At 54.6% G+C, this 11,348-nt stretch carries 14 protein-coding genes; 5 read left to right on the top strand and 9 right to left on the bottom strand.

Annotated elements, in window-relative coordinates; all coding sequences use genetic code 11:
- Positions 1–221: Hpt domain-containing protein (locus tag HP459_RS06465; RefSeq protein WP_171936034.1), on the top strand; the 221-nt coding region annotated here is incomplete at its 5' end.
- Between the two features lie 9 nt (positions 222–230).
- Here HP459_RS06465 and HP459_RS06460 read toward each other — a convergent pair.
- Entirely contained in the window at positions 231–839 is a 609-nt protein-coding gene (locus HP459_RS06460) for a hypothetical protein (protein ID WP_023305305.1), read from the bottom strand.
- 309 nt (positions 840–1,148) lie between these two features.
- Here HP459_RS06460 and HP459_RS06455 point away from each other — a divergent pair, with 309 nt between their 5' ends.
- A complete protein-coding gene (locus HP459_RS06455) occupies positions 1,149–2,114 on the top strand; it encodes a DMT family transporter (RefSeq protein WP_171936035.1) in 966 nt (321 codons plus the stop codon).
- Between the two features lie 80 nt (positions 2,115–2,194).
- Here HP459_RS06455 and HP459_RS06450 read toward each other — a convergent pair whose 3' ends face one another.
- Positions 2,195–3,841, bottom strand: coding sequence for a methyl-accepting chemotaxis protein (locus HP459_RS06450; protein ID WP_022646842.1), 1,647 nt, complete (start codon positions 3,839–3,841; stop codon positions 2,195–2,197).
- Between the two features lie 245 nt (positions 3,842–4,086).
- On the opposite strand from HP459_RS06450, the gene ytfE reads away from it, so the two are divergent.
- Positions 4,087–4,749, top strand: a complete 663-nt coding sequence (gene ytfE / locus HP459_RS06445) for an iron-sulfur cluster repair protein YtfE (RefSeq protein WP_023299148.1) — start codon at positions 4,087–4,089, stop codon at positions 4,747–4,749.
- Between the two features lie 86 nt (positions 4,750–4,835).
- Here the strand turns inward: ytfE and cycA are convergent, their stop codons facing one another.
- The gene (cycA, locus tag HP459_RS06440; RefSeq protein WP_022646840.1) at positions 4,836–6,245 is read right to left on the bottom strand and encodes a D-serine/D-alanine/glycine transporter; all 1,410 of its coding nucleotides are present in this window, start codon (positions 6,243–6,245) and stop codon (positions 4,836–4,838) included.
- A gap of 314 nt (positions 6,246–6,559) precedes the next feature.
- The gene (fklB, locus tag HP459_RS06435; RefSeq protein WP_008502892.1) at positions 6,560–7,180 is read right to left on the bottom strand and encodes an FKBP-type peptidyl-prolyl cis-trans isomerase; all 621 of its coding nucleotides are present in this window, start codon (positions 7,178–7,180) and stop codon (positions 6,560–6,562) included.
- Positions 7,181–7,411: 231 nt separating this feature from the next.
- Between fklB and HP459_RS06430 the strand changes: the two genes are divergently transcribed.
- Complete coding sequence (locus HP459_RS06430; protein WP_023299147.1) at positions 7,412–8,050, top strand: OapA family protein; 639 nt, start codon at positions 7,412–7,414, stop codon at positions 8,048–8,050.
- Positions 8,051–8,096: 46 nt separating this feature from the next.
- Here the strand turns inward: HP459_RS06430 and HP459_RS06425 are convergent, their stop codons facing one another.
- From HP459_RS06425 to rpsF, 5 genes are all read right to left on the bottom strand, one after another.
- Positions 8,097–9,026 carry a DMT family transporter gene (locus HP459_RS06425; RefSeq protein WP_023299146.1) on the bottom strand — a complete coding sequence of 310 codons (930 nt, stop codon included), beginning with the start codon at positions 9,024–9,026 and terminating at the stop codon, positions 8,097–8,099.
- A 152-nt stretch (positions 9,027–9,178) separates the two neighbouring features.
- A complete protein-coding gene (gene rplI / locus HP459_RS06420; RefSeq protein ID WP_006810372.1) occupies positions 9,179–9,628 on the bottom strand; it encodes a 50S ribosomal protein L9 in 450 nt (149 codons plus the stop codon).
- 41 nt (positions 9,629–9,669) lie between these two features.
- Entirely contained in the window at positions 9,670–9,897 is a 228-nt protein-coding gene (gene rpsR, locus HP459_RS06415; protein WP_000135199.1) for a 30S ribosomal protein S18, read from the bottom strand.
- 4 nt (positions 9,898–9,901) lie between these two features.
- On the bottom strand, positions 9,902–10,216 hold the full coding sequence (priB, locus tag HP459_RS06410; RefSeq protein ID WP_022646836.1) for a primosomal replication protein N: 315 nt from the start codon (positions 10,214–10,216) through the stop codon (positions 9,902–9,904).
- Between the two features lie 6 nt (positions 10,217–10,222).
- Positions 10,223–10,618 (bottom strand): 30S ribosomal protein S6, encoded by a 396-nt coding sequence (rpsF, locus tag HP459_RS06405; RefSeq protein WP_003856034.1) that lies wholly within the window; start codon positions 10,616–10,618, stop codon positions 10,223–10,225.
- 340 nt (positions 10,619–10,958) lie between these two features.
- On the opposite strand from rpsF, the gene yjfY reads away from it, so the two are divergent.
- Positions 10,959–11,234: a DUF1471 family protein YjfY gene (gene yjfY / locus HP459_RS06400; protein ID WP_023299144.1), complete on the top strand. Its 276-nt coding sequence runs from the start codon at positions 10,959–10,961 to the stop codon at positions 11,232–11,234.
- Positions 11,235–11,348 lie beyond the last annotated feature (114 nt).

Here is an 11,348-nt window from a genome sequence, read left to right as displayed (position 1 = left end):
ACGTCACCATCAGCGATTTGCACGACGCTATCAGCGCGGAAGATTTCTTGCAGATCGCCGAACTTGCTCACCTGATGAAAGGCGGTTTTTATCTTCTGAAGAACGATTCGCTGGCTGACTTATGTACTGAACTGGAAGAAGCCGCAGACAGGAAAACCATCAGCCTCTGCCTTCAGCTTGCGCTACGTCTTGAAGATGCGGTAAGCGATCTCTCGTCATGAACCTTGAGCCTAACCAAGCGCTAATGTTTGGCTTTGACTGAGTATCAGACGCGCTTTTAGATATAATTCCTGACGGCTGTGCGTCCCGATCCGGTCCGACAGTAAAGCGCGCTGACAATAAAGCGTTTTTACCGAGCGAAAGAGCCGTCTGGCCTCAAGAGGAAGTGGGATATCTTTTTCCAGCATTTGCATGGTTCGGTTATCACATCGAGTGAGCAGAGGCAGAACGTTGTCCGAAGCGTGCGAGGCGTAACCGGCAATCCAGCGTCTGATTATTTCAGCCACCGCATAAATGCTGGTATCTGGAGTAATGAACAGTGTTCGTTCATATCCGCTGGTCCCTGACAGCATTCGGAAGCAAGAGTCAGTACAGAAAACAATACGAGGGATCTTCCCTTCCATTGCCGCATCCTCCTTCATCCGCCATACGAACACCTGTGGCAGCGTCATTCCGACAAAGACCTGCACCTGGATCTCTGGCATGGTAATAATGTCTGGCGAAATAATATTCCTGAAAAGCACCACCAGCGCGGAACAAAATACATTATTGGCTCCGCTGATAGAAATACGGGAACGCCCTGTCAGCATCACCTGTTCGGACCATATGACTTCCTGCATCTTCTTTCCTGTAAAATAGGCCGATCGTTCTCATCGTCCCACGTCGTTGATTGCAGGATATGAAAACCGACGTTATGCCGTGGTCGTAAAAATCCGTCGACTATAGTAATGACACCGTCCTTCGAAGCCTGTAGGTCTTATAGGTATGTCTTGTAGGATTAAACTGAAACCACGGAAAAAGTATCCTGGCGGCTGACGCTTTGGCCCCATGTCTTTACGTTCCCTGAGCGCTAATGCGCAACCTCATACAATACGCGTGCATCTGTGCCTCCTACACTGGCTACAACATGTATTACTGTGGACGAAAAGATGATTAGCGGCGTGTTGTATGCCCTGCTTGCAGGGTTGATGTGGGGGCTGATTTTCGTCGGCCCGCTGATTGTGCCGGAGTACCCGGCAATATTGCAGTCGACCGGACGCTATCTGGCGCTGGGGCTTATTGCCGTGCCGCTGGCCTTGCTGGGGCGTGCGCGTCTGCGCCAGCTGAGTTGCCAGGACTGGCTCACCGCGCTGTGGCTGACCATGATGGGTAATCTTATCTACTACGTCTGCCTGGCGAGCGCCATTCAGCGTACCGGTGCGCCGGTGTCGACCATGATTATCGGCACGCTGCCGGTGGTCATTCCGGTTTTCGCAAACCTGCTTTATAGCCAGCGAGACGGGAAACTGGCGTGGTCAAAAATGGTGCCTGCGCTGGTATGCATCGCCGTGGGGCTGGCTTGCGTGAATATTGCCGAGCTACGCCACGGCCTCGAAAACTTCAGCTTGTGGCGTTACGGTTCTGGGATCTTTCTGGCGGTTATTTCGGTTGTCTGCTGGGCCTGGTATGCCCTGCGCAACGCACGCTGGCTGCGGGAAAACCCGGATAAGCATCCGATGATGTGGGCGACGGCGCAGGCGCTGGTCACGCTTCCTGTCTCGTTGCTGGGCTATGTGGGTGCATGTATCTGGCTGGGTAGCCAGCATCCGGATTTCGCCCTGCCCTTCGGACCGCGCCCGTGGGTATTCGTCGGGTTAATGGTCGCCATTGCCGTGCTCTGTTCGTGGGTTGGCGCGCTGTGCTGGAACATTGCCAGCCAGAAGCTGCCGACGGTGATACTGGGGCCGCTGATTGTCTTTGAAACGCTGGCCGGGCTGCTCTATACCTTCCTGATGCGCCAGAGCGTGCCGCCGCTGCTAACGGCCTGCGGGATCGCGCTGCTGGTCGTTGGGGTGGTGATTGCGGTGAGAGCGAAGCCGGAAAAACCGATGGTCGTTCCGGCGTCGGAGGGGTGAGCTTTTCGACCAGCGGCGCTTCGCTTGCAGGGCCTACAAAACCGTAGGCCGGGTAAGCGTCAGCGCCACCCGGCACAGTATCAGAACGTTTCCCAGTTCGCTTCAGACGCCGCTACGGGCTGCGCTTTAGGTACATAGGTCTTTACTGGCGCGGCTTTCACCGCCTGGTTACGGGTGATCTTAAACACCGCCACCGCGTCGTTCAGGCGCGCGGCCTGATCTTCCAGCGCCGCCGCCGCCGCCGCAGACTCCTCCACCAGCGAGGCGTTCTGTTGGGTAACGCGATCCATCTCCGCCACCGCCTGGCCCACCTGGTCGATACCGCGGCTCTGTTCGTCGGAGGCCGACGCAATCTCCCCCATGATGTCCGTCACGCGCGTAACTGCATTGACGATCTCTGCCATCGTCGCGCCCGCTTCATTTACCAGCTGAGAGCCCGCGTTAACGCGCTCGCCGGAATCATCGATCAGGGCTTTGATCTCTTTCGCCGCCTGAGCGCTGCGCTGGGCAAGGGTACGCACCTCACCCGCGACAACCGCGAAGCCACGCCCCTGCTCGCCCGCACGCGCCGCTTCTACCGCCGCGTTCAGCGCCAGAATATTGGTCTGGAAGGCAATGCCATCGATTACGTTGGTAATTTGCGCAATTTTGCTGGAACTGGTGGCGATTTCGTCCATGGTGCGCACCACGCCTTCTACCACGTTTCCGCCCTTCTTCGCGGTGGAGGAGGCGTCCAGCGCCAGACGCGACGCCTGACGCGCGTTATCGGCGTTTTGCTTCACGGTGGCGGTTAACTGTTCCATGCTGGCTGCCGTCTCTTCCAGAGAAGCGGCCTGCTGCTCTGTGCGAGACGAGAGATCGTTGCTGCCCGCCGAGATTTCACCCGCGCCGGTGTAGATGGTATCTGCGCCTTCACGCACCACGCCCACCGTGTTGGCCAGCGCAGTCTGCATCTCCTGAACGTTGCGCGCCAGGATCGCCATTTCATTTTTACCCTCAGCCTGAATCGGCTGGGTTAAATCCCCTGCCGCAATGGCGCGGATATGGCTGATCACCTCTTCCAGCGGCAGCAGCAGCACGCGGCGCATCGCAATCCAGCTGGAAATAATCACCGCGATCACCAGCAGCATCACCGCAGACAGGATCCACAGAATGCGTTTGTAGTCGCTTTCATTGTCCTTGATGCCTTTGTCGGTGAGCGCGGCCTGCGCCTCCCGCCACTCGCGATAGACCTTTTGCATCGCGGTCTGCTTCTGTTCGGCATTTTGTTTGAACATATCTTCCAGATTGCCCTGCCCCAGCAGAACGTTCATTTGCGTCAGCGTGGCGGAGTAGATGCGGTAGTGCTCTTCCAGCCTGTCGGCCAGGTGCTCGTCCATACCCGGCGTTTCCGGCAGCGCGTAATATTTATCGTAATGTGTCTGGGCATCAGCCAGCAGGTTTTTCGCGGTATTGACCAGCTCGTTCAGCTGCCCGCCGTTAATCTGCGACGCCATGCTGCTTTGCAGACGCAGCATGCCGCGGTTAAGGGTGACACGCGCCTGATTCAGGCTGATCCAGGCGTCGGTAAACTCCGCGACGTTCTGGCTGGAAAGCTGAGAAACGGTGAAGTTCTCTTTGTCGTTATTGAGCGCATTAATGAAAATGCCGGCGGAGATCAGTTGCATGATGCCGAGCACAAGCAGCACCGAAATCAAAAGAGTAATGACTTTTATACGTTTAAACATGCGTTGCCTTTTTTATATACAGGTATTGTCTGACCTGTATCTATCGGCACGCGCGGCAGGTTGTTTACTGTTTCTCCACCTTTAAAAACTTTCGAAAGCCCTTTTCTGCATTCAATCAGCAAGTTAAAAGCACGATTTTTTTGTGATCCCCTTCTCATTTTTACCCTTGCCTCTAAAGGGTTATAGTATCCCCATAAAGATGCATTTAAAATGCATCTTATATTCCTGATGATGAGGTAACTGCTATGGCCTTCCGCGACCAACCCTTAGGCGAGCTGGCGCTCTCCATCCCTCGCGCTTCAGCGCTGTTCCGTAAATACGATATGGATTACTGCTGCGGCGGTAAGCAAACGCTGGCGCGCGCAGCGTCGCGTAAAGAGCTGGATGTAGAAGCTATCGAAGCGGAGCTGGCTAAGCTGGCAGAACAGCCTGTCGACAAAGACTGGCGCACCGCGCCGCTGGCTGAAATCATCGACCATATCATTGTGCGTTACCACGACCGTCACCGCGAACAGCTGCCGGAGCTGATTTTACAGGCCACCAAAGTTGAGCGCGTTCACGCCGATAAACCTTCCGTACCGCGCGGCCTGGCGAAATACCTGACCATGCTGCACGAAGAACTATCCAGCCACATGATGAAAGAGGAGCAGATCCTCTTCCCGATGATCAAACAGGGCATGGGCAGCCAGGCAATGGGGCCAATCAGCGTGATGGAAAGCGAACATGATGACGCCGGAGAACTGCTGGAAGTGATCAAACACACCACCCACAATGTCACACCGCCGCCAGAGGCGTGCACCACCTGGAAAGCGATGTACAACGGCATCAACGAGATGATCGACGATCTGATGGAACACATCAGTCTTGAGAATAACGTTCTGTTCCCGCGTGCATTATCGGGTAAATAAAAAAGCCCGGTGGCGCTAGCGCTTACCGGGCCTACAACGTCCTCGAACGTAGGCCGGGTAAGCGTCAGCGCCACCCGGCAACATGCTTAACGCATGCCAGCCATCCGTTTCTTACCGATAAACAGCCAGCCCAGCCCCAGCGCGATAAACCACAGCGGCGTGACGATCAGTGCCTGACGGGTATCTTCTTCCAGCGTCAGTAGCACCAGCACGAAGACGAAGAACGCCATGCATACCCAGCACATCAGCTTGCCCAGTGGCATCTTGTAGATCGACTTCTCATGCAGATGTGGACGCTGTTTGCGGTACACCAGGTATGAGCAGAGGATGATGGTCCAGACGAACATAAACAGGATCGCCGACACCGTGGTGATCATGGTGAACGCGCCGATTACGCTCGGGTTAACGTAGAGCATCACCACACCGCCCAGCAGACAGATGCAGGAGAAGGTCAGCCCTTTCGCCGGTACCGCACGTTTAGACAGTTTGGCGAACGCGCTCGGGGCAACGCCCTCCTGCGCCAGACCAAACAGCATACGGCTGGTGGAGAAGACGCCGCTGTTCGCGGAAGAGGCTGCAGAGGTCAGCACCACGAAGTTAATCAGGCTCGCGGCAGCAGGCAGCCCCACCAACACGAACAGCTCGACGAACGGGCTCTTGGTTGGCACTACTGAGCTCCATGGCGTCACGGACATAATGATGATCAGCGCGAACACGTAGAACATGATGATACGCAGCGGAATGGAGTTGATCGCGCGCGGCAGGGATTTCTCCGGATCTTTAGTTTCCGCCGCCGTGGTCCCCACCAGCTCAATCCCGACAAACGCGAACACCGCAATCTGGAAACCGGCGAAGAAGCCGCTGATGCCTTTCGGGAACCAGCCGCCATCATTCCACAGATGGGCAAACGAGGCCTGAACGCCAGTTGGCGACTGGAAGTGCGTCAGCACCATTACCAGCCCGACGACAATCAGCGCGATGATGGCGACGATTTTGATCATCGCGAACCAGAATTCCATCTCACCGAACATTTTAACGGTCGCGAGGTTGAGGCTCAGCAGCAGGACAATCACCGCCAGCGAGGCCACCCAGTCCGACAGGCCGGGGAACCAGAATTGGGCGTAGGCCGTAATAGCGACAACATCCGCCATGCCGGTAACCACCCAGCAGAACCAGTAGGTCCAGCCGGTAAAATAGCCAGCCCACGGGCCGAGCAGGTCTGACGCGAAGTCGCTGAAGGATTTGTATTCGAGGTTCGAGAGCAGCAATTCACCCATTGCACGCATCACGAAAAAGAGCATAAAACCGATGATCATATAAACGAAGATGATCGACGGGCCGGCAAGACTGATGGTTTTGCCCGAGCCCATAAACAGCCCGGTGCCGATGGCTCCACCAATGGCAATAAGCTGAATGTGACGGTTCGTGAGATTTCGCCGTAGCGACTGTTCAGACGTCGCCTCTTCTGCGGCGGCGACTTTGACCTGATCTACCATGTGATATTTTCCTGTTTATGCCTGTCTGTGTTGTTAAGGCTCTTCTGGCCTTTAAATACGCCAAAAAAATGACGTTCCCTTTGTAAGGGCTTATCGATAGTAGGTAAGAATCGGCGGGATGAATACTATGATTTGAATATTATGTTAATAATATGTTGAAAGTGAGTGTCATATCACTCATACAGCGCGAAACAGCTCACAAAAATACACGTAACAGTTTCGTTTGCAATACAAAATGTTGATTCCGTCGTAACTCCAGGTTTTATCGCTATTTTCCTCTCCCCGATCGGAGAGAGGAAAATAAGAAAAACCGATTACAGGATTTCCAGCAGCTCGACTTCAAACACCAGGGTGCTGAATGGCGGAATGGACGCGCCAGCGCCACGCTCGCCGTATGCCAGGTTGTGCGGGATAGTCAGTTCCCATTTTGAACCTACTGGCATCAGGGTCAGGGCTTCGATCCAGCCTGCAATCACGCCGTTGACCGGGAATTCAGCCGGTTCGCCACGCGCGACGGAGCTGTCGAACACGGTGCCGTCGATCAGCTTACCGGTGTAGTGTACGCGAACGTGGTCGGTACGCGCCGGGATTGCGCCATCACCCTGATTGATTACGCGGAACTGCAAGCCGGACTCGGTGCTGTTCACGCCTTCACGCTCACGGTTCTCTTCCAGATATTTCACGCCTTCTGCCGCCATCTCTTCGAAACGCGCGCGACGTACGGCGTCAGCACGTTCGTGGATTTCACGCAGCGCACGGTGCACAACGTCAACCGGCACAGCGGGCTGCTTGCCTTCCAGCGCGTCAGCGATACCCGCCACCAGCGCTTCCGGTAACAGACCTTCCAGGCCGGATTCGCTCAGCTGCTGTCCTACCTGCAAGCCGATGCCGTAGCTTGCCTGCGCTTCGATAGTGTCAAAAGTCGGGGTGGTCATGGGTTTTCCTTCCATCACATTTAAAGTAGCGGGCAGCATATCAGCCATGCCCTTATGGGTAAAACTTTGTCTTAAGTAAAGGTGACAAACTGCGACGAAACGGAAACAATAGTAGCCGTCAGGATTTTCCCTAATATATGTCACGAAAGCTGGCTTTGTTACGCCCATCAGGCAGTTAGCAAACTACACTTCTCAGGACAGGATAAAAAGACGCGGAGCAGGAGGAGAGCCATGCCCGGGCGATTTGAACTGAAACCTACCCTGGCGAAAATCTGGCATGCGCCGGATAACTTTCGCATCATGGACCCGCTGCCGCCTTTGCACCGCAGAGGCATTATCATCGGCGCGTTGCTGATGGTCATCGGTTTCCTGCTTCCTTCCGGCAGTGACAACGTTGATACCGGGCCGGTAAGCCGCAATGCTGAGCTGGATATCCAGTCGCAAAGCCAGCCGCAGCCTGATTCACAGCCGATGCAGACGCAACTGGTCACACCGTCTAACGATCCGGGCCAGGTTGCGCCGGTTGAACCTGAACCTGTTCAGGAAGATCAGGAGCAGGCCGCCGCCCCTTCAGAGCCACAGGCGCAACAGCCCACCGGCATTGAGCAGCAGTGGCGTTCGTATCGCGTAGAGCCAGGGAAAACCCTTGCTCAGCTGTTCCGCGACCACAGCCTGCCTGCAACGGATGTGTATGCCATGGCGCAAGTCGAGGGGGCAGGCAAGCCGCTCAGCAACCTGCAAAATGGTCAGATGGTGCAGATCCGCCAGAATGCCAGTGGGGTGGTGACCGGGTTAACGATCGATACCGGAAACGGGCAGCAGGTACTGTTTACCCGCCAGCCGGACGGCAGTTTTATCAGAGCACGTTAATAGCCCAGGCCGGGTAAGGCGAAGCCGCCCCCCGGCACTTTTGTTCTCAGGCACGACGTTTATTCACCCACCAGATCCCCGAGCAGACCAGCACCAGCGCAATCGCGTATTTGATGTCCAGAATGTCTTCGCCGAGGAATATGGCGGAGAGCACCGTTCCTGCTACAGGTATGACAAAGTTGAACGGGGCAATCATACTCACGCGGTTCACTTTCAGCAGCGCGCTCCACAGGGCGAACGCCACGGATGAGAGCAGCGTCAGATACCCCAGCACGGCGACGGCCTTCATGCTGTGCACCTCCAGCGCCCCGCCCGTGGCATAGCCTCCCGCAACCAGTGCCGCCCCGCCTATCGCCAGCTGCCATCCCGTCATCACCGTCGGGTCAACGGTCTGGGAAATGCGTTTCCCGTAAAGCGTAGCCGCAGAGAGAATAAAGGCCGCCAGCACCACAAATCCGTCACCTTGCCAGACAAACTGGAAATCACTTAACCCGCCGTGGAAGTTCACCAGCATCACGCCGGTAAAGCCCAGAACACAGCCCAGCGTTTTGTTATAGCTGAGTTTGTCGTTGTGGTAGATAAAGTGCGCCAGCAGCACGCTGAAGAAGGTCCCGGTGGCATTCATGATCGAACCGTTCACCCCGGTGGTGTAAGCAAGGCCGATATAAAAGAAGGTGTACTGGATGGTGGTCTGGGTCAGCCCGAGGATCGTGAGCTGACCAAACTGCGTGGGTGTGAGCCTGCCAATCGGTTTACGTTGGGCCAGGGCAAAGAGCAGCAGCAACGCACCGGCAAACAGAAAACGGTATCCAGCAAAGACGACTTTGGACGGAATATCATCGGTCGCGATCTGGAAGAGTTCGTAGCCGCTTTTAATGGCCGGGTATGAGCTTCCCCAAAGCAGACAGCAGAGCGTGGCGCAGGCATAGGCCACATTTCGACGGGCAAAGACGGGCGTGGGCAGAGCGGTATCCATGACAAATCTCATAAATAAAATTGCGTTTCAATTTATTATCAGAGAATGCATCAGGAATAGCGACCTTACAATCGCAAAACATGACGTAGGGTCACGCTAAAAAGCAAAACGCCGGCACAAGGCCGGCGCTTCGACGTGAGCAGAGTAAAAAATTACTCAGCTACTACGTTAACAACCAGTTTAGCGAACACTTCGCTGTGAACCTGGAAGTCAACTTCGTGCTCACCAGTGGTACGCAGAACGCCGTTCGGCATGCGAACTTCGCTCTTAGCCACTTTAACGCCTGCTGCAGTGACTGCATCAGCGATATCGCGGGTACCGATGGAACCGAACAGTTTACCTTCGTCGCCAGCTTTAGACGCGATGGTAACGGTGCCCAGTGCGTTGATTGCTTCAGCGCGAGCGTTAGCAGCCGCCAGAACGTCAGCCAGTTTGGCTTCCAGTTCAGCACGACGTGCTTCGAAAAACTCTACGTTTTTCTTAGTAGCTGGAACAGCTTTACCCTGTGGTACCAGGAAGTTACGAGCGTAACCCGCTTTAACGTTTACCTGATCACCCAGGCTGCCCAGGTTTGCTACTTTATCAAGCAGAATAACTTGCATTACCTTATCCTCTTAAAGTCGTATTAATGGACCGTGCCCGATTACTGATGACGATCAGTGTACGGCAGCAGAGACAGGTAGCGAGCGCGTTTGATAGCGCGAGCCAGCTGACGCTGATATTTTGCACGAGTACCGGTGATACGGCTTGGGACAATCTTACCGCTTTCGGTGATGTAGTTTTTCAGCGTTGCGATATCTTTATAGTCGATCTCTTGAACGCCTTCCGCGGTGAAACGGCAGAACTTGCGACGACGGAAATAACGTGCCATTTGGCTAGTCTCCAGTATCTATCAAATCAATCTGCTCGGCATGCAGAACCATTTTGCTCAGGCCGTTCTTTGCCTTGTGGCAAGAGATGAACCCCTGAACGATTACTGCACTACCGACCGTTAAACTGTGAGTAATGGCCTGGTTTTCGTGTCCGCTAATGATAACGGGCATTTGGCACCACGCCTGCCGGTGAAACCCGGCTTCCTCTTGCACAGAACGATGCTCAAGCACGAACTGGCAATGCGGAATTCCTGATGGGCTGACCTTTCGAAGGGGGGTCCTGCACACGGTGCCGGACAACACCAGACGGTTGGTCATCAGAAATTACTCTTCAGAATCCCCAGCATCAGAATCATCTGCGGTTTCGTTTGCGAAATCATCGCGACGCTCACGGCGCTCGTCTTTCGCTTTAACCATCGGAGATGCTTCGGTCACTGCGTGTTTGGTACGCATAACCATGCTGCGGATAACGGCATCGTTGAAGCGGAAGGTAGTTTCCAGCTCATCAATCACTTCCTGCGGCGCTTCAACGTTCATCAGAACGTAGTGAGCTTTGTGCAGTTTGTTGATTGGGTAAGCCAGCTGACGGCGGCCCCAGTCTTCCAGACGGTGGATCGTGCCTTCTGCACCAGTGATGGCAGCAGAGTAACGCTCGATCATACCCGGAACCTGTTCGCTCTGGTCAGGATGGACCATAAAAACGATTTCGTAATGACGCATCGAATTGCTCCTTACGGATTATTCAGCCTCCTGTCTGGGTCAGCCGAGGCCCGGGGAGGCAAGGAACGTGTTAAAGGTCGGCTGAAAAATTGACGCGTCATAATACTTGCGCGCCCCGCTAAACACAAGGTGATTGCACAAATAATTCGCACAAAGGGTAAAGCTGTTCTAAGTGGGTGATTTAAAATCTCACTTATCAGAAACGCTGTTTTTTTGAACAACACCATCAGAAATGGTCACCCATCGCAACCCGAGTAGCGATTACACTTTAATCAGAAGCCTTAAGCAGAGAAGGAGAGCATTACCCCATATCACAGCACGCAGTCGTGGAGCGCATATCATGAAAAGAATCGCATTCGCCATTTTGGCTGCGCTTTTGCTCAGTGCAAACGCGATGGCAGCCATCAAGATAGACAGCCGACAGGCCAGAAACATGGATGATGTGCAGAGCTTAGGCGTTATTTACATCAATCATAACTTCGCCACTGAAAGTGAAGCAGATCAGGCGCTTAATGAAGAAACCGATGCGCAGGGCGCAAAATACTATCACGTCATACTGACACGTGAGCCCGGCAGCAACGGCAATATGCGCGCCAGTGCAGATATTTACCAGTAACGCTTTATCGCCAGCACCAGGAAAGCCAACGAAAATCATAGCTATATATGATTGCCCCCTGCCGGGGGCTTTTTTTATGAATGGCTCCGGAATACCACCGGTTACAACTGTTTC

The organism is Enterobacter sp. CM29, from assembly GCF_013179605.1.
GTDB lineage: Bacteria > Pseudomonadota > Gammaproteobacteria > Enterobacterales > Enterobacteriaceae > Enterobacter > Enterobacter intestinihominis.
The sequence above is the reverse complement of the archived record's forward strand: the minus strand, read 5'-3'. Positions and strand labels throughout refer to the sequence as shown.

Bases quoted from the DNA above. Each gene is read 5' to 3' on its own strand.
- HP459_RS06460 (WP_023305305.1), bottom strand. From the start codon at position 839: ATGCAGGAAGTCATATGGTCCGAACAGGTGATGCTGACAGGGCGTTCC.
- HP459_RS06455 (WP_171936035.1), top strand. From the start codon at position 1,149: ATGATTAGCGGCGTGTTGTATGCCCTGCTTGCAGGGTTGATGTGGGGG.
- HP459_RS06450 (WP_022646842.1), bottom strand. From the start codon at position 3,841: ATGTTTAAACGTATAAAAGTCATTACTCTTTTGATTTCGGTGCTGCTT.
- ytfE (WP_023299148.1), top strand. From the start codon at position 4,087: ATGGCCTTCCGCGACCAACCCTTAGGCGAGCTGGCGCTCTCCATCCCT.
- cycA (WP_022646840.1), bottom strand. From the start codon at position 6,245: ATGGTAGATCAGGTCAAAGTCGCCGCCGCAGAAGAGGCGACGTCTGAA.
- fklB (WP_008502892.1), bottom strand. From the start codon at position 7,180: ATGACCACCCCGACTTTTGACACTATCGAAGCGCAGGCAAGCTACGGC.
- HP459_RS06430 (WP_023299147.1), top strand. From the start codon at position 7,412: ATGCCCGGGCGATTTGAACTGAAACCTACCCTGGCGAAAATCTGGCAT.
- HP459_RS06425 (WP_023299146.1), bottom strand. From the start codon at position 9,026: ATGGATACCGCTCTGCCCACGCCCGTCTTTGCCCGTCGAAATGTGGCC.
- rplI (WP_006810372.1), bottom strand. From the start codon at position 9,628: ATGCAAGTTATTCTGCTTGATAAAGTAGCAAACCTGGGCAGCCTGGGT.
- rpsR (WP_000135199.1), bottom strand. From the start codon at position 9,897: ATGGCACGTTATTTCCGTCGTCGCAAGTTCTGCCGTTTCACCGCGGAA.
- priB (WP_022646836.1), bottom strand. From the start codon at position 10,216: ATGACCAACCGTCTGGTGTTGTCCGGCACCGTGTGCAGGACCCCCCTT.
- rpsF (WP_003856034.1), bottom strand. From the start codon at position 10,618: ATGCGTCATTACGAAATCGTTTTTATGGTCCATCCTGACCAGAGCGAA.
- yjfY (WP_023299144.1), top strand. From the start codon at position 10,959: ATGAAAAGAATCGCATTCGCCATTTTGGCTGCGCTTTTGCTCAGTGCA.